A 25,153-nucleotide genomic window follows, 5' to 3' on the forward strand; every position below is an offset into this window, starting at 1 on the left:
TCCCGCTCATATGTCGAACCTACTTCGGAGCTACTATGTAAACATAGTCGTGGCCTTCGCGATAAGAAGGATTAAGTTGTGCCGTTTTTTCGGCAAATTTAGGTGGTACCGCGGAAATCATTGCGTTTTCGTCCTTATGATATATAGGACGAGAGCGCTTTTTTTATTTTAAGAGGAGGAATCTAAATGACGAAAATTGTATTTGTCGGTGCTGGTGCTATGGCTGAGGCGATTATTAATGGATTAACAAAGGAAGAAAAAATTTCTCCAGAAAACATTCATGTGATGAATAAGTCGGACGTGGAACAACTTCAACAATTAAAAAAAGCTTATCATGTAGGAATTGTGTGTGAAGAAAAAAAGGCATTATGTGAGGCTAATATTGTTTTTTTAGCAATGAAACCTAAAGACGCGAAAGATGCATTGTCGGACATTGCTCCTTTTTTAAACAATGATGCAACGATCATTTCTGTTATAGCTGGTGTAACGATACAAACTATTTCCAATTACTTAGGGACACGTCCAATTGCACGGGTCATGCCAAACACATCTGCAGCTGTTGGATTGAGCGCTTCGGCTGTTAGTTGGAATATACTTGTATCTGAAGAAGAGAAACTAGCAATAATTGATATTTTGGAGTCCATTGGAACTGTTAAAGCGGTGAATGAAGAGGATTTGCATGTTGTTACTGCGCTATCTGGGAGTGGTCCAGCTTACTTTTATTATTTTGCAGAGCAATTTGAAGCTGCCGCTATCCTGCATGGTTTGGAAAAATCCGATGCTCGCCAATTATTTATTCAGACGATGGAAGGTGCTGCACAAATGATGAAAAAAGGTGATTTCGAACCTGAAGAGTTACGTAGAAGAGTCACAAGTCCAGGTGGTACAACAGAAGCAGGGGTGGAGAAACTAATACAGCATAATGTAGGAGAGGCCATTTTTGCTTGTATCGATGCTGCACAAAATAAATCTCGAGTGCTAGGAAAACTTTACGAATAAATTGAAATAAATGGTAGAACGAGACCAAATTAGAATAATCAAGACCATTTCATTCCTATTAGAGACCAAATTTCCAATCTCGAGACCAAATGATCCAAAACCGAGACTAATCGATAAGAAAGGACTAAATCCCGGATCATTCGACCGATGGCAACACAAAGTCTAGTCATTACAGATTAAAAAATATTATGATTCCGAGTGATTATATCAACGCTCGGAATCAGTTACTTTATTCAATATGCCATTTGACCAATCATACTCTGCAAAATCTTCTGCAATATGAATTGGGAAATCAAAATGCTCCACTTGGTTTAACATTTCTTTTAAATGATAAGGTAAAAAACGTGCACTAATATGATTGACGATTAAATGTTTTGCATTCGCTTCTTTACAAACATTTGCTGCATCTAAAATTGTCGAATGACCATATAAACCTGCTAATTCAGACGTCTCCTTATCAAATGTAGCCTCATGTACGACGATGTCTGCTCCTTTGCTAAGTGAAATAGAGTTCTCACAATATTTTGTATCACCTAATATTGCAATTTGAAAGCCATTTTTTAAATCCCCAGTTACATCTTTACTTAAAACAATTCTCCCGTCTGGTAGCTCAACATCATTACCTTCTTTTAATTGTTTTAATAGTGGTCCTCTTGGAACTCCTAAAGCGTCTGTTTTCTCGATAATCAATTGAGGTGGAAGTGGTTTCTGTGTAATTCTATATCCAAAGCAAGGAATAACATGTTCAATCGATTTTGCTTCTACAACAAACTGATCATCTTCAAATATGATGCCATCCTCAATTTCAATGATGTTCAATTTATATTGTAAATAGGTGCTCGACGTCAAAAGCGTTAATTCAATCCATGCCTTTATACCTTTTGGTCCATAAATTGTCAGAGACGCATCTCCCCCTAAAAACGAACGAGATCCTAATAATCCTGGGAGACCATAAATATGATCTCCATGTAAATGCGTGATGAAGATCTTTTCAAGCTTACGAGGTTTTAATGTTGTATGAAGAATTTGATGCTGGGTTGCTTCTCCGCAATCAAAAAGCCAATATGTACCTCTTTCTTCGAGCAATTTTAAAACAGTTGCAGTGGTATTTCGCCCCTTTGAGGGCATTCCAGCTCCCGTACCTAAAAATAATAGTTGCATATTTTCACCTTTTCTCATGATCATCTAAAAAATCTTTACTAAAACTCGTTTTTGACTCTAAGGAGGATTTCTTTTTAACTTTTATTCCCCTTTTTATACTATCTGCACCAAACTTTGCTTGCAGTTGTTCAACTAACTTTAAGATAGGCTCTTCTTTTGCATGCTCTTCAAAATTAAAAATGGATAGCTGCTCCACGTACTCGCCTTTATCATGCACATTATTAACCGTTACACCAAGTAAACGAATAGGCTCACCGTCCCAAGTTGAGTGAAACAATGTTTTCGCAAGATGAAAAATTTCTTTTTCTTCAAAGAGATGATTTTGCATCGTTTTACTTCTCGTTTTATTTTTCCAATTAGCATCACGAATATGTATAGTAATTGATCTCCCCGCAAGGTTTTTGGAATCTAGCCGAGCAGTTACTTTTTGAGACAATCTTAATAAAACTTTGTCAATTTCTTTTATATTTGTTTCATCATACGGTAAAGTAGTGGAATTGCCAACACTTTTTGTATCGAAAATAGAAGTAGGATCAACTGGCCTCTCGTCTATTCCGTTTGCTCTTTCAGAAAGTCTTAACCCTACTTTCCCTAGTTTTTCCTTCAGTATACCCAATGGAATATTCGCCAAATCTCCTATGGTTTTAATTCCTATATTGGAAAGCTTGTTTGCTGTACTTTCCCCTACCCCATGCATTTCGATAACAGGAAGTGGCCAAAGTTTTTCTGCTACTTCTCGCTTTCGCAATACGGTAATTCCCATAGGCTTTTTCATGTTAGATGCTGTTTTAGCTAAAAACTTATTTGGCGCTATTCCTATGGAACTAGGTAAATCCAGTTCCCGCATCAATCTTTGTTGAATGGATTCAGCAAATGTTACAGCGTCCACTGACAAATCCAGTTCACTTATATCTATATATCCTTCATCAATCGAAACTGGTTCAACGAGTTCAGTGTAAGATCGTAGAATGTCGAACATTGCCTTTGAAGCAATTCGGTATCGTTCAAAATTTGGCGGGATTAATATAATTTCTGGGCATTTTCGTTTTGCTTCCCAAACAGACATGGTTGTGTATACGCCTCTAGCTCGTGCTTCGTAAGAACAGGTAACTAAAATTCCACGGCGTTCCTTAGGGTTTCCTGCAATTGCAATTGGTTTTCCTTTCAGTGAGGGATCGTGCGCTTGTTCGACAGAAGCATAGAAGCTGTTCATATCTAGATGAAAAATTATTCTATTTCTTCTCTTCAAAAAAATCACCTCTCGTATGGAAAAAAGGTAGCTATATTAAGCTACCTCAAACTTGTTAGTTACGATCTTCCGCCATAGCTAACTCCTCTTTTTTCATTTCTTCTAAATATGCTTGAATATCTTTTATACCTTCTATGGAGCGAACTAAAATAGACGGTTCCACAATCGTAATCATCCGGTTTTCTAAATTTGCGACTCCTGTAAAGTACTGCGTTTTTGTATAATTTACTAAGCCAATTTGCTTAATATCATCGGAAGCAATATCTAATATCTCTTTTGCTTCAATCACCAAAAGTCCGATTGACATATCCTGTGTATGCATCGTGATAACTCGTGATGATTCATTGTCAGCACCACTACGATTATACAATATTTGTTCGAAATCAATAATCGGCACTAGCTCGCCTCGGATTTTCATCAAACCGATTAAATAATTTGGTAAATGTGGTATCGGGTTAATATGTTCTAATTTTTCAATAGATATCACATGTTCGATTGGAACCGCATAATCTTCGTTTCCACATTGAAAAACAACTACTTTTTCACTAGACAATAAATGGTACCCCCTATTTGAATTATTCTGCAGCTACTTTCACAATTTCAACAAGTAAATCTGCAAGTTTTTCTAACTCTTCTACTGGCATGCGCTCGTTTGTTGTATGAATTTCTTCATATCCAACAGACAAAATTACTGTGGGAATGCCGAATCCAGCAATGACGTTTGCATCACTGCCTCCACCACTAGTTTTAATATCGGCAGTTCTACCAATACTTTCAACTGCACGTTTTGCTATTTGTACTACTTGATGGTCTCCTTCAAAGCGGAAGCCTGGATACATTAACTGTGTTTCTGTTTCGGCAAAACCGCCATGTTTTTCAGCAGTTTCACTAAATACTTGAACCATATGTGCCACTTGTGCATCTAACTTTTCTTTATTAATCGAACGAGCTTCTGCTAGTATATGCACTTCATCACATACGATATTTGTTGCTTGTCCACCTTCAAAGCGACCGATATTAGCGGTAGTTTCATTGTCTATACGACCTAGTTTCATCGCTGAAATAGCCTTAGAAGCTAATGTAATGGCAGAAACACCTTTTTCAGGCGCAACTCCTGCGTGTGCGGTTTTTCCTTTAATAGTTGTCCAAAGTTTTGATTGGAAAGGAGCTGCAGTCACAATGCCACCAACTGTTCCATCACTATCGATTGCATAGCCGTACTTAGCTGTAAGCAATGAAGGATCTAATTCTTTGGCACCAACAAGGCCACTTTCTTCTCCAGCAGTGATGACTACTTGAATATCCCCGTGCTCTATATTTTCTTCTTTTAATCGTCTAATTGCTTCAAAAAGAGCAGCAATTCCGGCTTTATCATCTGCACCTAAAATAGTTGTACCATCTGAATAAATATAGCCATCTTCTTTTAAAGTAGGTTGAATTCCTTTACCTGGCACGACCGTATCCATATGCACCGTAAAATAAATAGCATCCGCATCAGCTTTTGTTCCTTGAAGAGTTGCTATTAAGTTTCCAGCACCATGTCCAGTTTTTTTAGCAGAGTCATCTTGAATAACAGAAAACCCTAATTGTTCCAATTTACCCATTAAGATAGGCGCAATTACTTGTTCATGTTTTGTTTCTGAGTCGATTTTTACTAGTTCAAAAAATTCTTCTATTAGACGATTCATCTTATTTTTAGGCTCCTTTTATAGTGGAATATTTCCATGTTTTTTGTTAGGACGTGATTCTTTTTTATTTCGCATCATTTCCAACGCTTGAATAAGCTTAATACGTGTTTCGCGAGGATCGATAACGTCATCCACCATTCCCATCGATGCAGCTACATATGGATTGGCAAACTTTTCACGGTATTCTTCTATTTTTTCTGCACGAACTTGTTCTGGATTATCACTGCTTTCAATTTCACGTGCAAAAATAATATTCGCTGCTCCTTGAGGACCCATTACAGCAATTTCTGCATTAGGCCAAGCAAACACAACATCTGCTCCAATAGATTTGGAATTCAATGCTACATATGCACCGCCGTATGCTTTACGTAAAATAACCGTCATTTTTGGAACTGTTGCTTCTGAGTAGGCAAATAAAATCTTCGCTCCATGACGAATAATACCGCCATGTTCTTGCTTAATACCTGGGAAGAAGCCTGTAACGTCTTCAAACGTAATAATCGGAATATTAAATGCATCACAGAATCGAATAAATCTTGCTGCTTTATCACTTGAATCAATATCTAGTCCACCAGCCATTACTTTTGGTTGATTACAAACAAGCCCAACTACTTCCCCTTTAATACGAGCTAACCCAATGACAATATTTTTAGCAAATTCTTTTTGTACTTCCAAGAAAGAGCCAGCGTCTACAACTTGTTCAATCACTTTACGAATATCATACGGACGAATTGCTTCAAATGGGACAATATCCGCTAAATCAGGACGGTCATCATTTTCACTTGTTACTTCAGCTATTGCGGGTTTTTCTTCAAAATTTTGAGGTAAATAGCTAAGTAGTAAACGAACACTTTCCAAAACCTCTTCTTCTGTTTTTCCGCGGAAATGTGCATTGCCACTAATCGAATTATGTACTTTTGAGCCACCTAAATCTTCTGCGGAAATTTTTTCACCTGTTACCGTCTCAATTACTTTCGGTCCCGTTATGAACATTTGACTTGTTTCATCGGTCATAAAAACAAAGTCCGTAATCGCAGGTGAATAAACAGCTCCACCGGCACATGGCCCTAAAATAACGGATATTTGAGGAATGACTCCAGAATAGATAGCATTACGATAAAAGATTTGGCCGTATCCATCTAGTGAAACAACACCTTCTTGTATACGAGCACCACCCGAATCATTTAAACCAATAAACGGCGCACCATTTTTCGCAGCCAAATCCATGACATTTGCAATTTTTAACGCATGCATTTCTCCAAGAGCTCCCCCGAAAACCGTGAAGTCTTGTGAGAATAAATAAATTGGACGACCATTTACTTTCCCATACCCAGTTACTACACCATCACCAGGTCCTTCTTGCTTATCCATACCAAAATCTACAGTTCGATGTTGTATAAATGGATTTAATTCAACAAAAGATCCTTTATCCACAAGAAGATCAATTCGTTCTCTAGCAGTTAACTTGCCCTTTTCATGTTGCTTTTCAATTCGAGCGTCACCTCCACCCAGCTCGATTTTACGTTTACGATCGTATAGATCATTAATTTTTTCATATATATCCATCTGATTATTTCGCTCCCCCTGATTTATCACATAATTCATACAAAACTCCACCTGAAGCTTTTGGATGAATAAAAGCTACTTGAGCACCATGTGCCCCAGCTTTAGGCATCTCTTGAATAAGCCGAACCCCTTTTTCTTTTAGCTCATTTAAACGTTCTTGAATATTAGTCACTCCGAAAGCAATATGATGGATGCCTTCCCCTTTTTTCTCGATGAACGAATGAATCGTACTCGTCTCATCAAGGGGTTGTAGTAACTCAAGGTTCAAATTTCCACTGTCGATAAAAGCAACTCGTACTTTCTCAGATGGAACTTCTTCGATATGTATAAGTTTGAGTCCTAAAGTTTCTATATAATAAGGAAGTGCTTCTTCAATATTTTTTACCGCAATACCAATATGATCTACTTTCTCCATTTTTCCCAACACCCCATATATTTAGACTATATCTTCTATTGTACATATTTCAAAAAAAAATCGCTACCTCTTGTGCTTTTTTTCGAATTTGATAAAATGAAAGTAATTGTTAAAGGAGTGTAGGTCATGGGCAATCAAAAATTTCGTAAAGTTATTGTATATTTAATGGTTTTAATCATGGTTATGTCTTCATTACTATTCGGATTAAGCTTTATCTTGTAATTTCATTAAAAACAGCGGAGGCAATTAAATGCTTCCGCTGTTTTTAGTATTAAATCTCTTCGCAATGCTCTTCAAACAATGCTTGGATATGTGTAATAACAGACATTGGATCATGTCCTTCTATTTCGTGACGACCAACTTCAGCAATAGCTTCTCCGTCTTTTAATAAAACAAATGATGGAGAAGAAGGTAAATGTTCATCACCAAAATGATTGCGCGCTTGTTGTGTAGCTAATTTATCTTGACCTGCAAAAACAGTTACAAGATGATCCGGTCTTTTATCATAATGAACAGCATTTGCTGCTGCTGGACGAGCAATTCCTCCTGCACATCCACAAACTGAGTTAATCATTACTAGAGTTGTACCTGGACGAGCAAATGCAGTATTTACTTCCTCCGGTGATGTTAATTGCTCATAACCGCTTGCTTCCATTTCTCCACGGGCTTGCATAACCATATCATTCATCAATAAATTAAAATCCATATTCATAATTAAACACTCCTTTCCAAACTATTTTTATCTTAGCAGATTATTGCTTAGAATTCGAGGAAAATAACTCTTCCACTGCCTGTGAAACCGTTACTTTTTCATCCCTCACTAGACTTTCTAATTGTGCCATTGTTTCTTTCTTTTCTACTGATGAAAAGAAGTCTCTATATAAACGATCAACTATCATCGATTTGAACCAATCAACCGTTTGTTCTTTTCTTCTGTTTTGCCAAGCATTTTGTTCAATCATTTCTTTCTTAAATGTTTGGATTGTCTCCCAAACCGAGTCTAGACCAGACTTATATAAGGAAGACACCGCCAAAGCAGGTGTATTCCAGTTTGGGGAAGATGGAGCTAAAAAGTGCAAAATTTGTTTATATTCCGCTACTGTCTTTTTAGCTAATTTCTCATTTGCTCCATCTGCTTTATTAACCACAATAGCATCTGCAAGCTCCATAATCCCTTTTTTCATTCCCTGTAGTTCATCTCCGGCGCCAGTTAGTGCAAGAAGTAGAAAGAAATCGACCATTCCTCGTACAAACGTCTCACTTTGCCCAACGCCAACTGTTTCTACTAAAATAATATCATAACCTGCTGCTTCGCATAAAAGCATCGTTTCTCTCGATTTTTTGTGTACGCCACCAAGTGTTCCTGCGGATGGAGAAGGTCTGATAAAAGCATTCGGATGCTTTGCAAGCTCCTCCATCCGTGTTTTATCACCTAATATACTTCCTCCCGTTAGAGAGGAACTTGGGTCAATGGCAAGTACCGCTACTTTATAACCTTGATCACATAGCATCTTTCCAAAAGCTTCAATAAACGTACTTTTCCCAGCACCAGGCACACCCGTAATACCAATTCGAATACTGTTTCCAGTATGCCTTAATAATGATTTGAGTAATTGTTGACCAATAGCTTGTTGATCACTAACTGTACTTTCAATAAAAGTAATTGCTTTTGCTAAATGAAGCCTAGAGCCTTTTTGAATTTCACGGAGATATTCTTCCTGATCAATAACTAGTGCATTCTTTTTCGAAAACTTTTTTACAGAAGCTTTTCCCATTCCATCATGTTGAGATTTAATCCCACTCATCACATGCATCGCCGATTGGTTTGTTTTATCTGTTTCAGCCATTAGCCTTCCACTTCCTCATAACCCAATCGTTTATAGATTTCTTCGATTACTTTTTGTGCTGCTACTGGTATAACTGTTCCGGGTCCGAAAATTGCAGATGCTCCATTTTCACGTAAGAAAGCATAATCTTGAGCAGGGATAACTCCTCCAACAACGATTAAAATATCTTCTCTACCTAGTTTAGTTAGTTCTTCTCGTAATTCAGGAACTAACGTCATATGACCGGCTGCAAGCGAACTTACTCCTACAACATGTACATCGTTTTCCACCGCTTGTTGAGCAGTTTCTGCCGGTGTTTGGAATAAAGGGCTAATATCCACATCAAATCCTAAATCAGCAAACGCAGTTGCAATCACTTTTGCACCACGGTCATGTCCATCTTGACCCATTTTCGCGATTAAAATACGAGGGCGTCTCCCTTCATTTGTTAGGAAATCTTCGGACATTTGTTTTACAGCTTCGATTTCATCTGCATCATTAAAGTTCGCACTATATACACCACTCACAGAACGAATCACCGCCTTATGTCTTCCTGCTACAATTTCGATTGCATCCGAAATTTCTCCAATCGTTGCACGTTTTCTGGCAGCATCCACTGCTACAGCAAGTAAATTTTCATTACCTGTTCGAGCTGCTTCTGTAATTGCAGCAAGAGCTTCTTGCACAGCTTTTTCATCACGATTTTCTTTCACCCTAGATAGGCGTTCCATCTGTTTTTGTCGAACTACTGTATTATCGATATTTAAAATATCAATTGCATCTTCTTGATCTAATCGGTATTTGTTCACCCCGATAATAATTTCTTTCGAGGAGTCGATTTGTGCTTGCTTTTTCGCTGCTGCTTCTTCAATTTTCATTTTCGGAAGGCCAGTTTCAATTGCTTTAGCCATGCCACCAAGTTCTTCGATTTCTTCGATGAGCGCCCAAGCTTTTTCCATTAACTCGTTCGTTAGTGTTTCTACATAATACGAACCACCCCATGGATCAATTACTTTCGTCATATTCGTTTCTTCTTGCAGGAATAACTGTGTATTCCGTGCAATTCGTGCTGAGAAATCCGTTGGAAGTGCAATTGCTTCGTCGAGCGCATTTGTATGAAGTGATTGGGTATGCCCCATTGCAGCTGCATTTGCTTCTACTAAAGTTCTCGTTACATTATTAAATGGATCTTGCTCGGTTAAACTCCAACCAGACGTTTGTGAATGTGTACGCAATGCCAATGTTTTTGGATTTTTAGAATCGAAGCTAGACATCATTTGTGCCCAAATTCTTCGAGCAGCTCGCATTTTTGCTACTTCCATGAAGTAATTCATTCCAATTGCCCAGAAAAATGAAAGTCTCGGTGCGAATGAATCAATTTCAATGCCCGCTTTTAATCCTGTTCGAACATACTCCAGACCATCCGCTAATGTGTAGGCAAGCTCGATGTCTGCTGTTGCACCTGCTTCCTGCATATGGTAACCAGAAATTGAAATAGAGTTGAATTTAGGCATTTTTTTTGCTGTATAAGCAAAGATATCCGCAATAATTTTCATCGACATTTCAGGTGTGTAAATATATGTATTCCGAACCATATATTCTTTCAAAATGTCATTTTGAATCGTTCCAGCAAGTTCATCGGGAGATACCCCTTGTTCTTCTGCAGTCACGATGTAAAATGCTAGAATTGGTAGTACTGCACCGTTCATCGTCATTGATACAGACATTTGGTCGAGTGGAATTCCATCGAATAATATCTTCATATCTTCCACCGAATCGATTGCAACTCCCGCTTTACCTACATCCCCAGTAACGCGTTCATGATCCGAATCATAGCCGCGGTGTGTCGCTAAGTCGAACGCAACGGACAGACCCTTTTGACCCATGGCTAAGTTTCTTCTATAGAAAGCGTTACTTTCTTCCGCAGTTGAAAATCCTGCATATTGGCGTACTGTCCATGGTTTTGCCACATACATCGTTGGATATGGTCCACGTGTATTTGGCGCAATACCTGGAAGGTCATTTATATGTTTTAGATTGTCTCTATCGGATTCATCATACATTGGTTTTAACTCTATTCCTTCATTTGTCATAAATGAGGGAGTTTCAATTTTATGTTGGTTCATTGAATTTCTTAACAATTCGTCAATGGACACATTCGAATAATTAGGTGTTGTCATGAGAATCCTCCTTTTTCGCAAGGGCTAATAGTTCGTTTCCTTTTTCAAGAAGGGATTGTCCAGAATAAATACGTCCTGATAGACCTGCATCTAGCCAATCCTCATATTCTTCAAACTTTCCAGCTACGTCCATGGGAACAGGCAATTGTTCATTCAATAAAGCAGGAACAAGTCCAGCTGTCTGTTCATCATTCCCAACAAATACAACATAATCAATTCCTTGTTCATCAATCCATTTTCGAAGATCGAATGGTTTTAAGTTTTCTGGAGCAACTTTTAGAGAAACTCCTAAAGCAATTAAGTATCCACTGACAAAATCCATGCGAACTTTGTATTCTTTTAAAGTGCCATATGGAATAATAGCAGTTTTTAATGGTTTCTCTTGAAATGCTTTACGCAATTGTTCGAAAGGCGCTGCAAGACGCTTGTAATCTGTTGGAATGATCTCATTTTGCACATGATCATCTGGATTCGCATATACATTTGTTCCAATGAGTGATTTTTTACGAGTAGACAGAGCTGCAATCTGCTGTTCCCATTTATGAGTTGCTCGTTCATTCAGTTTAAATTCTCGGTCTTCTAAAGTGCTTTCATTCATTAGCTCTAAAAAGAAAGACCAGCTTTTTTCCACAAGTTCTTTTGTTAATGTTTCTATATAATAAGAGCCTCCGGAAGCATCTAATATTTGGTTAATATGTGTTTCTTCTTTTAGAACTAATTGCATATTACGAGCAATACGTTTAGAGGTTGGATTGGCTCCAGTTAAATAATCATGTGGATAGGTTGTAACACTGTCAGCTCCTCCAAGGACAGCTGCTAGTGAACTATTGCCCGCTCGAAGAATATTCACATTTGAATCAAGTACTGAAAATGAACGTAGAGATGTCTCGGCGTGTACTGGAACTGCAGCGATATTCGAATTCCCATGTGCTTCTCCGAATGCTTTCCAAAGGATCCGAAAAGCACGGAGTTTTGCAATTTCCATAAAGAAATTCGTATCAATGGAAAATTCGACAAATGCTTTTTTACTAAGTTCTTCCAGGTCTATTGTCGCGGCTTTGGCATCGGCTTGCACTAAAACATTAGAAAGCTCACTTACAGCATCTCCGCCCATTTTATGCATACGAGATCCATCCAAGAAATAAGTGCGTGCATTTGGGAGATGTACTGCTCCCGCTCCCTTTATCATTCCTTTGATATCAGTGAAATTATGTAAAAAAGAAGGATCACTTGATACATCTAGTAAAACAGTTTGTCTTCCTATTATAGCTTTCAGTTCTTTTAAATCTGAAGATGACCAATTATGCTTTGGATCTAGTTTGTAGTTGATCACGTCATTCCCTTTTGCTAGTGAATCTTTCATGTCTGCTAAAATCTCTTCACTTGATATGCCTGTAACAGTTTGTGCTACTAACCATTCGGAAGATTTTTTAGCTTGACGAACAATCTTCGTTTGATTTGTTGGAATATCCACTAAATCTGCTAAAGAATAAAGCGGTTTCAAAATAATCTCTTCTAAAGTTTTTGTCGAAAGTGATTCAAGTGTCTTCCCTTTTAAGGATTTAATAGCAACTTGCTCCCATTCTGCAAGCGTAGCTTCTTTAAATGTCGTTTCCTTCATCTTATGTATAGTCATATGAACGCTTTCGCTTCCCCCTTGTAAAATCATTCGTACTAATTTCATTTTACACATGCTCATACCTATAAACAATATGCATATATTTTGTAGATAGAATTACAATTCATTTTAGGTTGGAGCGTGATGATGTTGGATGCATTCATTCTTGGGGGATTTCTTTTCTTTAGTGTCAGTGCAGGTGGAGGTATCGCTTGGTTGGTATCTAAAATATTTCATGATACAAAGGAAGGTTTGGCTCTCTTATGTGGGGGATTTTTAGTAGGTATACTAGCAATCGATATTATTCCATCTGCATTAAAAATGTACCCATTATCAGGAATTATTCTCGGTGTACTTATCGGATATATTTTTCTCGTAATGGTGAACAATTTTCTCTTTTCATCTAAATCGCGTAACCCATCCGTCTATTTGCTTACATTTGCCTTGTTCATACATACAATCCCAATAAGCTTGACTATCGGAAATTTGCTTAGTAATTCTACTTTTGCTACCTCCATTACAACCTCTACCATTCTGCATCATTTCCCAGAAGGATTCGCGCTTACTTCAGCACTTCTTTCCCAAGGTAAAAAACTGATCGTGTTATTATTTTGTTTCATCAGCTTATCGGTGTGCTTTAGTACTTTTATTTGGATTGGACATCAAGTTAATTTCAGCATAAAGACACAAAGTGTACTTTTAGGCACATCCATTGGTCTGATTGGGGTGACCAGTGTAAAAGAGTTTATTTTGATTAATATCCTTGTTGTCCCGATAAAGCTATTTTTAACATTTCTTATTACAGGCTATCTTTTAAGTGTGGTATTTCATCTGGTTTTTTGAAAAAGAGTTAACCTATTTCTAAGCTGACTCGCTGCATTCCGTATTATATTCGAACATGGCTACTGAAAAATTTCCATTCAAAAAACAGAGGAAATGTACATGTAATTTCCCCTTCCTATATTTTCACTCTATTTTTCGAACTCCTTCATACTCTTTCGATAATTAATCAAAATTTTTAGGAATTGATATGACCATAATAAAAATGAAGCACTTCTAATAAGTCCTTTTTTCTCTTGCTATATTTCTATCATTATTAATCTAATTCACTCGGTTATTCTAAATAATCTTTTGCAGGGGCGGGATGTGTGTATCTACCCATCGCTGTTTTATGTTTTCTTAGACCCAATTTTTCGTAAAATCCTTCTCTACCATGTGTAGCAGTGAGCTGGAGAAAGAAAATATCACTACATTGAGTTAAAATATCCGTCATTATTTTATTGCCTATTCTCATGCCTTGAAAATCAGGGTGAACAATGACATCGTAAATACTGCCATAGAAAACCCCATCCGTTACAACCCTGCCACAACCAATTAGTTTCCCATCTAAATAAGCCAGTGAAACCAAATAACTTGCACTAAATGCTTTTTGAAGTTTATATTTTGGAAAGCTATCCCATTCACCATCTACATAAAGCTGTTCCAGCTCATCCCAATCTAAATTATCTAGTGAATTTACAATTGTAACTTGTGACGCTATGTTTGTACTCATTTTTCATCCCCCTAAAAAATCTTCCATAATAATTTGGTACAGTTTAATATTCTATACATTAGCTAACGATTCCTTTATTTTTCTTTGAGGTAGGTTTTTTCAAAAATAATCCTGTGTACAAGAGGGAGATTCCAATCATTAGCAAAACCCCTATATATACAGACATCATGGTAGGAATTAAATACGCACCAATAATAATCGTTGATCGAGCAATTAGGTCTGCGCCGCTAAATGAGAAATTGGAGAATGCTGAGTAAGATCCCCTCTTATCAGCAGGAATCATATTCGCCTGCTCCGCATTTAGAACGGGAGAATAAATTAGTTCACCAATTGCTGCAATGAAATTAAACAAAATGAGTATGTACCAAATGTTCGAAGAAGTGACTGTGATATACCCAACACTATATACAATAAGACCTACTAACAAAACCTTTCTCTTGTTAAAACGGTCTGTAATTTTGTTAATAAAAAACGTAAAGCATACAACAAGTAGCATATTCTCGATATTGAGGATACTCAACATTCGTACACCTGCAATCTCAAAGTCTCCGATATGTACCGATTTAAACGTTTCTGCTAAACGAACTCCAATATAACTATTTAAAGAGAATTCCGCAGCAAAGATAAACATAGAGCCTACTACTACTTTAACAAAAGGCATATCTTGAAAAGCAATTTTATAATTATGGATTAAATCCATAAACACATTTTGATGTTGCTTTTCAATTTTTTTAGTATTTTCATCTATTAACCAAATCTGATAAGCAATTGGTAGACTAGTAGATGTAATCGTAAGTAATGCAAATAGCTCAATTTGATGATTTACGTATAACAAACCACCTAATGCAGCTCCAATAGCCATAGATAAATTCACGAGCCAATAATCGAGTGCATACACTTCTTTTCGATTTTCAGGTGTTGTAGAGTCTATTATTATTGCATGCATTGCTGGTCTCCCAAGACTACTTGTTACAATGTATGCAACATAAGAGAAAGCAAAAAGACTAATAATATTCTCTTTAGGAAATAAACTTATTGTCATTAATAAAAACATCAAAGCACTTAAGAATGACGTAAACACTAATACTTTCTTTCGTGGAAAACGATCTGAAATATACCCCCCAATCAAGTTAACAAAAAAGCTAATGATCACCGTAAATATAAGAAAGATTCCTGCCCAAACCTTATTCATTTCTTGTGAGAAAAATAATGCCATAAATGGCATCACTGCAGATGATACGGCACGATTAAAAAAAGATGTAATTAGACGAACTTTAATATTTTGCGGGTATTTTTTCCATTTCATGTTGAGACCCTCCTCTGTATTATGTATATTAAACTAGACCTATAAAAATAAAAACGGACATTTATTATTTTTATGTCCACTTATTTAAGGAGAACATAATGGATAAATACTTATTGACTTTATGGAACTCTGTACCCTCAGGAAATATTAAACAAGAGGAATTAGCAGAAATACTGCATTTGAGTACTAAACAATCTGTACGTTATATACATAAGTGGTCAATAGAAGGATGGCTAGAGTTTACATCTGGACGAGGAAGAGGTAATGTATCTACCATAAAATGGTTGAAAAACGTAGAATCTATTTTTGAAGACCAGGTTTTAAAAATAATCGAAGAAGACCCTGTAGAACTAAGTAGTAAGTATTTAATATTTGATTGGTCAGCGGATAGCAAACTACGTCTAATGAATAAGTTCCGATCCAAATTTGGATCTGTTCAAACAACCAATGATAAACTTGTTATTCCAAGAAGATATCCATTTTTGACCATCCATCCTTTAAAATCTGCAGATGTGACTAGTGCCAGCCTGGTTGCTAATGTATATAATCGTTTAGTTAATGTAGATGAATCAGGCATTATTTTACCTGAACTGGCACATAGCTGGGATATTTCTTCCACGAAAGTTCGAATTTATTTAAAGAAAGATATTAAATTCCATGATGGTTCTATATTAACCGCTGATGATGTAGTCTTATGTTTAAACAAATTACTCAACTATAAACAGTATGAAGAATTATGGGAACCCATAGAAAAGATAATTGTCGCAGCTCCTCTAGTAATTGATATGTATTATCCAAGCGGATGTAGTTATTGTTTACAATTGCTTGGTACGATGAATGCCAGTATATATAAAGAAAATAATGGTGAGATAGTAGGCACAGGCTGTTTTTTTCTAGAAGAAAATAGCGTTCATAAAACTACTTTAGTAGCATTTAAGGAATATTTTGGAGAAAGGCCATTGTTAGATGAAGTAGAATTCATACAAGTTCCTCAAGATTTCGACGTTGTGTATCGTTCATCTACACAAGTAGAATCTCACTCCACTTTTCAAGTAGAAAGTGATTCTGGTTTCGGCGTAGTTATTATGAATTCTTTTCGAAATTCTCCTATACAACACAAGGGAGTTCGTGATTATTTGCACTATATAATTGCGAAAAACCGTCATAAAATAAGTCAGGTGGATGCACGTAAATTGCCGAATCATCAAGGATGTCTCATTCGAGAAAGTAAAATTAATACTATTCCAATGGTTAAAAAGCCTGATTTTACAGAACCTCTAGTTTTGAAGGTAATGAATTACACGGAAAATACATCGATGTGGTTAAAAGATATCTTAGAAAATGAAGGAGTCCCCATCATTACAAAATGGGTTTCATTTAGGGATACAGTTTCTAATAATGCAGACAATGAAGAAGTTGATCTTTTTATACACGGAGAGGTGTTCGAGATGAATCAAAACTTTTCTTTCTTTTATTTCCTACTTAGTGGTTATTCGAAATTAGCTACGACACTAAAAAGGGACAAAAAATTAAATAGTTACATTAAGGAATACCTTTATACTCCTTTTGAAAAATGGCCATCTCTAAATCTAAGAGTCGAAAAAGCATTAATTAACGAGTCTATCATGATCCCATTATATTACGAAAAACGCCAAATTCCTTTTACTGCAGACTTAATGAATATAAATATCAAACATTTTGGTTATGTTGACTTTTCAAAACTATGGGTAAAACCAGAAATAATATAAAGTATTAGTTGTTCGTTGGATAATTAATATTAGCTTGCTACCAAAATAGTAAAAAGGATGTGCGCGTGTGCACATCCTTCTTCTATTTTTCATGTTGGAATGGTAATCGTAAAGGTTGTTCCCTCGCCTATTTTACTTTGCACATCAACTTTTCCTTTAATTTTGCTAACAGTTCCATATACCATTAGCATTCCAAGACCGGTTCCCTCTTTTTTGTTGGAATAATATGGCTTTCCTAATTGAAGGATTTCATCTTTTGTCATTCCTACTCCTTCGTCTTGAATACAGATGACAATATTCTTGCCTTGTTCTATCACTTGTATGTAAAGAGTTCCACCTTCTTCCTTCATTGCTTCTATTGCATTTTTTAATAAGTTAATCAAACATTGCTTCATCTGATTTTGGTCAAATCTTTTCTTCAAGGAATTTGAAAAAACATATACTATTTCAACATTGTGGAATATAGCAAGTGGCATTAATATATTCTTTACATATTCCGTCTCTTCTTTTAAATCGGAATGAACCATATGCTCTGATTGCGGTTTAGCAAATGCCAAATAGTCATTTAAAATATTTTCCGCTCGAATCAATTCTTGTAAAGAGAAATCGATATACACTTTATCCTCACCCGTGATATCTTTTGATACATTCAATAATTGTAGAAATCCTTTCGTCACAGTCAAAGGATTTCTGATTTCATGAGAGACACTTGCCGAAAGTTCGCTCATGACATGCAGCCGTTCCCCCAGAAGGAAATTTTCTCGATTTTTAATATTAGAAATGATTTTTTCAATCATAATTAAGTTAATGGCGATGACAATTCCATGAGTTGTCACTGCATAAAAAGCTAATGTCCAATATTCATTCGTTAGTTTTTCAAAATATGAGGACAAAGTAAGCAAATAAAAAAGCATGGTCATCACACCAGCGATAACTCCTGTAATTATTCGCTTCCTTGAATTATATCCAGTAAACTGGTGCGTTATCATTGGCAAGGCTATCAAAATGACTGTTGAAAATGCGAAGGACTGTACGAAACCATCCCCTCCGATAAAGAACCGATACATATTCAATATGATATAAAGCGGAAGTACTCTTTTATAGCCACCATAAAGAGCAACAATAATAAATGGGACATATCTCAAATCAAAAATAAATCCAATTTCCAATTTAATTGGATAAATCATGCATAGAATCATTGAAAGAGAGAAAAAAAGGAGAAAAAGTGAATAGTGACTTTCCTTAATATTATCCAAAAAGACCACAGTCAGAAGAACCGGAAAAACTAAAAATAAAATATTGACTAAAAATGTTTCTAACAAAAGTTATCTTCCTCTCTCCTAAAAAAAGTTATCGATACTAGGAGAATCTGACAACTGTCTACCTCATAAAAGGTTACGATAATATTAAAATAACTAGAAATAAATCTATGAAAAAATAGAATGATAAAATTATAGCATACTAGATATTTTTGGAGCGAAATATTAATTTTTTCTCTTTTCTTGAGCAAAAAAGACAGGATTAATTCAGGTAATAATTAGAATTTTTCAATCAAACTTTTTATTACTTCAATAACTACCTCTGGTTCATCATTCTGTATATAATGAGCACTATTTTCAGCTACTTTGAATTCACTGTTTGAAGATATTCTAAGAAATTCCTTTTGCATTTCATTCCATAATTCCTGAGATTCTTTTGGATAATGAGCTTTTTTGCCTGCTGAAAGAACAATTAATGGTACATTTAATTTCCTTCTTGATTCTTTAACTTGTTTTAAGCTTTCTATAAATTCATCATAGTTACTTTCGTAAACAAATTGTTTGTTATATGCTTCTTGAAACTCTATTGACATCGTTGGCAGAAATTTTTCTCTATACTCTTCTGGTGTAGAGTCAACTAATATTAACCCACAAACCTCATTAGGATATTCAGAAGCATATAACCTCATGTTCAGTCCACCAAAAGAATGGCCAACTAATATGTATGGACCTTTTAACTTTGCTCTTTTAAGAAGTTCATTCAATTCTTTTACCATCACACTGCTTGTTCTAGGGTTTGAACTTTTTTCGCTCTTACCTAGGCCAGCTCTATCATAAATTAGTACTTCCGTTAGCATTGAAATAGCAGAAATAATCAAATCCCAAGTTTTAGAATAGTCTCCATAGCCAGCATCCATAACAATAGTTGGTTTACCATTATTCTTCCCAATCAATTTAGCGAACAGTTTAAAATCGCTAATTTGTACAAACATCTCTTTTGTCATTTTAGTCTGCTCCTCTCTTTTGACTTCCTTAAGAAAGATAACTTAAAAAAAGGTGCTTATTTAATCAATACATCAATTAAAGTGCACGTTATTACTCAGCCTCCTGATTGCAATACTCAACATAAAGTAATTTCATAGCTTCTATAATTATTTCATCTGCAAATTTATCGTTGTATCGATCAGGTAAATTCTTAGCACCCAAAACATACAATAGTGGATTTTGAGAGAACTCACCAATTATCCCAATATCAACTACAACATTAACTAATCCACCAGTCATGTGATTTAAAAAATGGCTTGGTATTCCTTCTATTTCATCTCGCTGTCTTACTATACCTTTAATAATTGGACTCCATAATTCAGGATTAGTTTTGTATCCCTGAAATATTAATCTTAATATTTCTAACATCTGACTCAAATCGCCGTTGTTATCCAAATCTCTCGGATTTTGAATAATATTTATATTTTTAAAATATGATTTTATTTTTTGGTTAACTTTTTCCCATCCACCAGAAAACTCAACAATTCTATTCGCAATGAAACTATCGTGACAGGCGATCATAACTTCAACTGCATCTTGGAGTGCCAAGCTCTCTCTGTTTTGAAAGTGAGGATATACCTCATTACTATCCTCTTCTGGATTGAAAATAACATTTTCAACAATGTCACTCCATTTATAATGTCTTTCTTCAACTAATTTCGCTATATAAAAGGCTATCGCAACTTTAGCAGCAGAAGCAAGAGGTACTGATAAACTTTTATTTAAAGCCAAAACTATATCCTGTTTTAAATGAGAATAAATAATAATTCCTAACTCGCCAGATTCTATTTCTATTAATTTTTCTAGAACTTTCTGCATTTTAAAACCCCACTTCACAAAATTAGAAATTTAATAAGTTTCCCCTTCTTCAAGTATCTACATCGTTTAGGAAATAAAATTTAACCACTGACTATACCAAATATAACTTTAAATTCTTTACTATTTTTCTTTTGTCTTTTAAAACCTTCTTTTAAATCCGCTATTACAACGGTTTTACCGATCCAAATTCTTATATATAAGGAGTAGTATTTTATTGGGCCCTTAATTCCTTTTTCTTCATATTCAGAGCCATCTTCTAACTCTATTTCAGTCCTAATTATCCACGTGTTTCCTATTCCAAATTCAATAAATTTCAGAATCAACTCCCCCATTAACCGAATTACCTTACTTTGGATGCAAGATGGCTATTTCTACTACCATTGAAATTGCATTGTAAGTATCACCATTACCACTAGACTAAAATATGCTAATAAACTAAGTGCTTCAAAACTACAATCTATGAAATAACAATTTTGAATTTAGGTAGGATTCATCTTAATGGAGGAATATCTTTTTTGTTTTAGGGTTATGAAGAAATCATCCGTTACCACAATTGCTTAATCTTTTCAGGATGTACTACTTCAGAGAAAACCCATTCCGTCTCTCTGGATAGCAATTCACATATTAGCTGTACTGCCAGTTGGTGTTTTTCGGGTGTCATACTCTCGTAGACTTTCTTGATTTCCAGGATAATTCCTTTTGGAAGAGAGGACTGCAAGGTTTTCAATCCCAACTGTGCCCTTTCCGAATTATACCGGTGCAACAACACGCGTGATAGATGTGTCATGACATGGTGAAGCATACTAACTGACCAAATATCATTGCCTCGTGCAGATGATTTTTTATATTGGAAAAGAAACCACGCGACATCATCGACTGCATCTTGAAACTCTTCATCAGTTAATTTTAAATTCTGGGTCTGCTTATATTTCTCCATTTTATCGTTTGGGTCGTAAAGAACTTTCAAAAAATCTTTTTCGATATATGTATGTTCTGTCACCGTAAATAGATCAACATGCACTAAATTCTCATAGACCGCAAGAACTTGTGGTGCCACAATAAAAATTTCATCATAAAATAGCAATTTGTTATAAGATTCCAAGTGCTCAATCCTACTTGAAAGAAATTCTTCCTCATTTTTTTCATCCACTAAGCAATACAAATCGATATCCGAATGCTCATCCTGTTCTCCTCGCCCCATTGAGCCTTTTAAAAAAATCGCCCGAACACTTTTGTCCTTCTTTAAACTACTTACAATTGCCTCTACTGCTTCCTCTAAAACCATTATGACTCACCTCTTTAATAAGTAATTAATATCTGAAGTATACAGAATTATTTCGAAACTGCTTCTTACACAGGCACATTTTTATGTCATTTTCATTGTAATTATGATCATCGAAATATTCAACTATCTTAATCTAAGACCATTACGAGACATATTTTACTTTCAAGCATGCATAAAATAGTAGATAGGTTCCAATTACGAAAGGAGATTTATTTTGGCAGATAAGACGAAGCAACATTTTTATCAACGCTGGTGGTTTATTTTGATAGTTTTAATTTTAGGAATTGGAATTTTTGAAAATATAGTTAATAGTCTTGAGAAAGCAGATACAAATAAAGTCGAAGTCACTGACTCTCCATTTTACAAGAAAATGGCAAGAGAAGAACTGAAAGAAAAAATGGCTCAAAAACATAAGACTCCAGAAGTGGTTGCGGCAGAAATAATCATGAAGAATTTTGGAACGACAAACGTAGAGAAAGAAAGGGCTGTCCTTTCGTCCAGATTTGAAAGTGGTGTAGTTGAAGCTATTGCATTGGAGGAAAAAGTTAAATCTGCAAAAACCTCAAAACGTTCTTTTCTGTACAATACAGTAGAATTTATGAAGGCGATGAAATCACAAGAAGAGGTTACTCAAGCTACATTGATCGTCCAAGCCCCACTTACAGATCGTTATGGGAATGTGGGAAATGGAGATGTTATGATTGTACTTATGAGCAGAGAAACTTTAAATAAAATAAACTTTAACAACTTTAATGCAGAAAATCTTTCAGCTGTTGCTGATAGTTACTGGGAGCATCCTGCTTTATCTGCTGAATAACCAAAGGCTTCTAATAGTAATAAAGGTATTTTTAATTGGGTCCCTGTGTGGAATTAACTTCAATTCGATTATGAATTATTTTAAGTTGTGTCTTACACAGGATCATTATTGTTTAAATTTTTTTTCATTAATATAAAGACTACTGGATGTCCATAAAAATCGCCGTTATTCTCTTTTATTACCTTGAACCCTTCTCTTTCGTAAAAAGCAATATTTGGATTTCCTTTATAAACTGTTAAAGAAAAGGTACCCGGTTCTTTGAAATTTGAAAGTCCAGCTAATAAGAGCTGTTTTCCAGCTCCTTTTCCTTGGTGATTTGGATGAACATATAAGGATTCTAAAAATACGTCTTTACTCGATAAATCGCCAGAAAAAAAAGCATATCCCATAATTTCTTCCTTATCTTCGGCTACTAACGTTACGGTAGTTTTAAATCTATTTTCCATCTCTTCGGCACAATAAGCGTCTCTTAGAACTTTCTCTTGTATATCTTTCGGAATAAACGAACTATATGTATCCCTCCAAGTGTCAGCTGCAATCTTTCTCACGTTTTCTATGTCTGACAATTGCATAACTCTTATTATCATTTCTTTATCCCCCTTTAACGAACAGCTAGTCTTTTTATATTAGCATATTATGAAAGATTCAAACATTTAGGTTTTTAGGACATAACACTACCTCCTATCTTTCTCCATGGAGAACTATTCTGTTTGTAGAAATAAAAATAGACTGAGTTGATATTTTAATCAATCAGTCTTTTGAGCAAATTTTTAATTTAGGAAAGGCTTTAGTAAAGTGCCTTTTTATTTGGTTAGATAAACAGCTACCTTTTTAGGTAGTGCTTAATAAATATAGTGAGCAGCATGTAATATGTGACCGTTTTTTCAATTTAAAGGTTCTACTTGGCATGTGATGACACTAATTAATTGCGCAATTTATTGAGAATCACAAGGTAGATACCCATAATCGCAAGATCAAGGACGTAAATAGCAAATTACCTCCTCTAAATCGCAATATCGTTCCTGCGAATCGCAAGACAGGAAGTCCAAATCGCAAGTTCCGATGCCAGACACAATATTAACAAGCATATGTCCAAGATTGTTTAAATTATGTTCCACAAAAAGTTTGGTAAGTCTCGTTTGATTGCTCCGGCGGCGCGGAGTAAGCAGCCTGTTCAGGAGAATGTGCGTATGGACTTGAAAGAACATCCAGCAGACGCTCCATCACACTATAGTCTCCTTGCTCTGCAGCAGCTAGCGCTTCTTCCACTCGATGGTTGCGAGGTATTACCGCTGGATTACTGTCCCGCATTAACTGATATGCAGAGTCTTTCGATTCCTGTTGTCTACTTAATCTCGCTTGCCATTGTTCATGCCAATGAGAAAATTCTTTTTTGTCAAACAGCAAGGTATCCTCGATTTTATCAAAAGTTAATGCACGGAACGTATTCGTATAATCCGCTTGATACTTCAGAAGCATACCAAGAAGTTCTTCAATAAGTGCATCATCTTGTACCTCTTCATTAAACATCCCTAGTTTTGCTCTCATTCCCGCAAGCCAATTAGAATGATATAATTCTGGAAAATCTTGAATCGCATCCTGAGCATGTTTAAGCGCTTCTTCCTCGTTTTCATGCAGCAATGGCAATAGGCTTTCAGCAAATCGCGCCAAATTCCATCCACCAATTCGTGGCTGATTGTCATATGCATAACGACCTTGAACATCAATGGAACTGAATACAGTTGACGGGTCATAGGTATCCATGAAGGCGCATGGTCCATAATCAATAGTTTCTCCGCTAATGCTCATGTTGTCGGTGTTCATCACGCCGTGAATAAAACCAACTAGTTGCCACTTAGCAATTAACCCCGCTTGACGCTTGATGACTTCCCGAAGTAAGGAAAGATATCGATTAGGATCATAGTTAATTTCTGGATAATGTCGTTGTATTGTATAATCGGCCAATACCCCAAGATTTTCTACTGTACCCCATTGAGCAGCATATTGAAAAGTGCCGACACGCAAATGACTGGCAGCTACACGAGTCAGTATTGCTCCTGGAAGGTCAGTTTCGCGGATTACTGGTTCACCCGTCGTCACTACTGCTAGACTTCGGGTAGTTGGTATTCCAAGTCCATGCATTGCTTCGCTCATGATGTATTCGCGTAGCATCGGTCCTAGTGCCGCTCTACCATCTCCACCGCGAGAGTATGGGGTTCTCCCTGCTCCCTTAAGCTGAATATCTACTCGCTCATTAGTAGTCGTGATCTGCTCGCCAAGTAGAATAGCTCGACCATCTCCTAACATATTAAAATGCCCGAATTGATGTCCCGCATAAGCTTGAGCAAGCGGCAAAGCACCTTCAGGAATCTGGTTTCCTGCAAGCACCTCTATGCCATCATCGCTTTGTAGTGCTTCAGCGTTCAACCCTAGCGATGCTGCTAGCGGAGAATTGATAATGATCAACTTTGGTGAGTGTACAGGGTTTAGGTCAAGCCTAGAAAAAAATGAGTTCGGTAGTTGGGCATAGCTGTTATCGAAGTTCCATCCTGTTTCTGTTATTTCTTCTCTCTTTGTCATCGTATCTCCATCTCTTTTGTATCTTATTTTTTCTTCTACTT

General features: G+C 36.1%; 24 protein-coding genes. 5 read left to right on the forward strand and 19 right to left on the reverse strand.

Annotated features, from left to right (window positions below; all coding sequences use genetic code 11):
- The first annotated feature begins 186 nt into the window (after positions 1–186).
- A complete protein-coding gene (proC, locus tag ACEPXD_RS10600) occupies positions 187–999 on the forward strand; it encodes a pyrroline-5-carboxylate reductase (protein ID WP_391115934.1) in 813 nt (270 codons plus the stop codon).
- Positions 1,000–1,206: 207 nt separating this feature from the next.
- Here the strand turns inward: proC and rnz are convergent, their stop codons facing one another.
- Genes rnz through mce form a run of 6 tightly spaced genes read right to left on the reverse strand, consistent with a single transcriptional unit; the run spans position 1,207 to position 7,078 of the window.
- Complete coding sequence (gene rnz, locus ACEPXD_RS10605) at positions 1,207–2,160, reverse strand: ribonuclease Z (RefSeq protein WP_391123161.1); 954 nt, start codon at positions 2,158–2,160, stop codon at positions 1,207–1,209.
- A 4-nt stretch (positions 2,161–2,164) separates the two neighbouring features.
- Positions 2,165–3,409, reverse strand: coding sequence for a DNA polymerase IV (locus ACEPXD_RS10610; protein ID WP_391115935.1), 1,245 nt, complete (start codon positions 3,407–3,409; stop codon positions 2,165–2,167).
- A 55-nt stretch (positions 3,410–3,464) separates the two neighbouring features.
- Complete coding sequence (locus ACEPXD_RS10615; protein WP_391115936.1) at positions 3,465–3,962, reverse strand: chemotaxis protein CheW; 498 nt, start codon at positions 3,960–3,962, stop codon at positions 3,465–3,467.
- Between the two features lie 22 nt (positions 3,963–3,984).
- Positions 3,985–5,097, reverse strand: coding sequence for a M20/M25/M40 family metallo-hydrolase (locus tag ACEPXD_RS10620; protein WP_391115937.1), 1,113 nt, complete (start codon positions 5,095–5,097; stop codon positions 3,985–3,987).
- A gap of 18 nt (positions 5,098–5,115) precedes the next feature.
- Positions 5,116–6,663, reverse strand: a complete 1,548-nt coding sequence (locus ACEPXD_RS10625; protein WP_391123164.1) for an acyl-CoA carboxylase subunit beta — start codon at positions 6,661–6,663, stop codon at positions 5,116–5,118.
- Between the two features lie 4 nt (positions 6,664–6,667).
- A complete protein-coding gene (gene mce, locus ACEPXD_RS10630; protein ID WP_391115938.1) occupies positions 6,668–7,078 on the reverse strand; it encodes a methylmalonyl-CoA epimerase in 411 nt (136 codons plus the stop codon).
- Positions 7,079–7,204: 126 nt separating this feature from the next.
- Here mce and prli42 point away from each other — a divergent pair, with 126 nt between their 5' ends.
- Positions 7,205–7,300, forward strand: a complete 96-nt coding sequence (prli42, locus tag ACEPXD_RS10635; RefSeq protein ID WP_151700257.1) for a stressosome-associated protein Prli42 — start codon at positions 7,205–7,207, stop codon at positions 7,298–7,300.
- 49 nt (positions 7,301–7,349) lie between these two features.
- Here the strand turns inward: prli42 and ACEPXD_RS10640 are convergent, their stop codons facing one another.
- Genes ACEPXD_RS10640 through ACEPXD_RS10655 form a run of 4 tightly spaced genes read right to left on the reverse strand, consistent with a single transcriptional unit; the run spans position 7,350 to position 12,768 of the window.
- Positions 7,350–7,790 (reverse strand): BrxA/BrxB family bacilliredoxin, encoded by a 441-nt coding sequence (locus tag ACEPXD_RS10640; RefSeq protein WP_391115939.1) that lies wholly within the window; start codon positions 7,788–7,790, stop codon positions 7,350–7,352.
- Positions 7,791–7,830: 40 nt separating this feature from the next.
- Complete coding sequence (gene meaB, locus ACEPXD_RS10645) at positions 7,831–8,925, reverse strand: methylmalonyl Co-A mutase-associated GTPase MeaB (protein WP_391115940.1); 1,095 nt, start codon at positions 8,923–8,925, stop codon at positions 7,831–7,833.
- Positions 8,925–11,030: a methylmalonyl-CoA mutase gene (gene scpA, locus ACEPXD_RS10650; RefSeq protein ID WP_391123167.1), complete on the reverse strand. Its 2,106-nt coding sequence runs from the start codon at positions 11,028–11,030 to the stop codon at positions 8,925–8,927. Before scpA ends, meaB begins: the two co-directional genes overlap by 1 nt.
- A gap of 40 nt (positions 11,031–11,070) precedes the next feature.
- Complete coding sequence (locus ACEPXD_RS10655; RefSeq protein ID WP_391115941.1) at positions 11,071–12,768, reverse strand: methylmalonyl-CoA mutase family protein; 1,698 nt, start codon at positions 12,766–12,768, stop codon at positions 11,071–11,073.
- 78 nt (positions 12,769–12,846) lie between these two features.
- Between ACEPXD_RS10655 and ACEPXD_RS10660 the strand changes: the two genes are divergently transcribed.
- Positions 12,847–13,545 carry a zinc transporter family protein gene (locus ACEPXD_RS10660; protein ID WP_391115942.1) on the forward strand — a complete coding sequence of 233 codons (699 nt, stop codon included), beginning with the start codon at positions 12,847–12,849 and terminating at the stop codon, positions 13,543–13,545.
- Positions 13,546–13,816: 271 nt separating this feature from the next.
- Here ACEPXD_RS10660 and ACEPXD_RS10665 read toward each other — a convergent pair whose 3' ends face one another.
- Positions 13,817–14,254: a GNAT family N-acetyltransferase gene (locus tag ACEPXD_RS10665; RefSeq protein ID WP_391115943.1), complete on the reverse strand. Its 438-nt coding sequence runs from the start codon at positions 14,252–14,254 to the stop codon at positions 13,817–13,819.
- A gap of 58 nt (positions 14,255–14,312) precedes the next feature.
- Entirely contained in the window at positions 14,313–15,560 is a 1,248-nt protein-coding gene (locus ACEPXD_RS10670) for an MDR family MFS transporter (RefSeq protein WP_391115945.1), read from the reverse strand.
- A gap of 98 nt (positions 15,561–15,658) precedes the next feature.
- Here ACEPXD_RS10670 and ACEPXD_RS10675 point away from each other — a divergent pair, with 98 nt between their 5' ends.
- Positions 15,659–17,308, forward strand: coding sequence for an ABC transporter substrate-binding protein (locus ACEPXD_RS10675; RefSeq protein WP_391115946.1), 1,650 nt, complete (start codon positions 15,659–15,661; stop codon positions 17,306–17,308).
- Positions 17,309–17,397: 89 nt separating this feature from the next.
- Here the strand turns inward: ACEPXD_RS10675 and ACEPXD_RS10680 are convergent, their stop codons facing one another.
- The 5 genes from ACEPXD_RS10680 to ACEPXD_RS10700 all read right to left on the reverse strand — a co-directional run bounded on the left by ACEPXD_RS10680 (position 17,398) and on the right by ACEPXD_RS10700 (position 21,715).
- Positions 17,398–18,630, reverse strand: a complete 1,233-nt coding sequence (locus tag ACEPXD_RS10680; RefSeq protein WP_391115947.1) for an ATP-binding protein — start codon at positions 18,628–18,630, stop codon at positions 17,398–17,400.
- Positions 18,631–18,845: 215 nt separating this feature from the next.
- Positions 18,846–19,571: an alpha/beta fold hydrolase gene (locus tag ACEPXD_RS10685; RefSeq protein ID WP_391115948.1), complete on the reverse strand. Its 726-nt coding sequence runs from the start codon at positions 19,569–19,571 to the stop codon at positions 18,846–18,848.
- A 91-nt stretch (positions 19,572–19,662) separates the two neighbouring features.
- Positions 19,663–20,430 carry a serine hydrolase gene (locus ACEPXD_RS10690; protein ID WP_391115949.1) on the reverse strand — a complete coding sequence of 256 codons (768 nt, stop codon included), beginning with the start codon at positions 20,428–20,430 and terminating at the stop codon, positions 19,663–19,665.
- Between the two features lie 80 nt (positions 20,431–20,510).
- Positions 20,511–20,747, reverse strand: a complete 237-nt coding sequence (locus tag ACEPXD_RS10695) for a DUF3977 family protein (RefSeq protein WP_391123170.1) — start codon at positions 20,745–20,747, stop codon at positions 20,511–20,513.
- A gap of 227 nt (positions 20,748–20,974) precedes the next feature.
- The gene (locus ACEPXD_RS10700; protein WP_391115950.1) at positions 20,975–21,715 is read right to left on the reverse strand and encodes a nucleotidyltransferase domain-containing protein; all 741 of its coding nucleotides are present in this window, start codon (positions 21,713–21,715) and stop codon (positions 20,975–20,977) included.
- A gap of 214 nt (positions 21,716–21,929) precedes the next feature.
- On the opposite strand from ACEPXD_RS10700, the gene ACEPXD_RS10705 reads away from it, so the two are divergent.
- Entirely contained in the window at positions 21,930–22,532 is a 603-nt protein-coding gene (locus ACEPXD_RS10705; protein ID WP_391115951.1) for a hypothetical protein, read from the forward strand.
- A gap of 92 nt (positions 22,533–22,624) precedes the next feature.
- Here ACEPXD_RS10705 and ACEPXD_RS10710 read toward each other — a convergent pair whose 3' ends face one another.
- Positions 22,625–23,119 (reverse strand): GNAT family N-acetyltransferase, encoded by a 495-nt coding sequence (locus ACEPXD_RS10710; RefSeq protein WP_391115952.1) that lies wholly within the window; start codon positions 23,117–23,119, stop codon positions 22,625–22,627.
- Positions 23,120–23,639: 520 nt separating this feature from the next.
- Positions 23,640–25,112: a protein adenylyltransferase SelO gene (locus ACEPXD_RS10715; protein WP_391115954.1), complete on the reverse strand. Its 1,473-nt coding sequence runs from the start codon at positions 25,110–25,112 to the stop codon at positions 23,640–23,642.
- Between the last annotated feature and the right edge of the window lie 41 nt (positions 25,113–25,153).

Origin of the sequence: Psychrobacillus sp. L3, from assembly GCF_042945595.1 — a bacterium.
Lineage (GTDB): Bacteria > Bacillota > Bacilli > Bacillales_A > Planococcaceae > Psychrobacillus.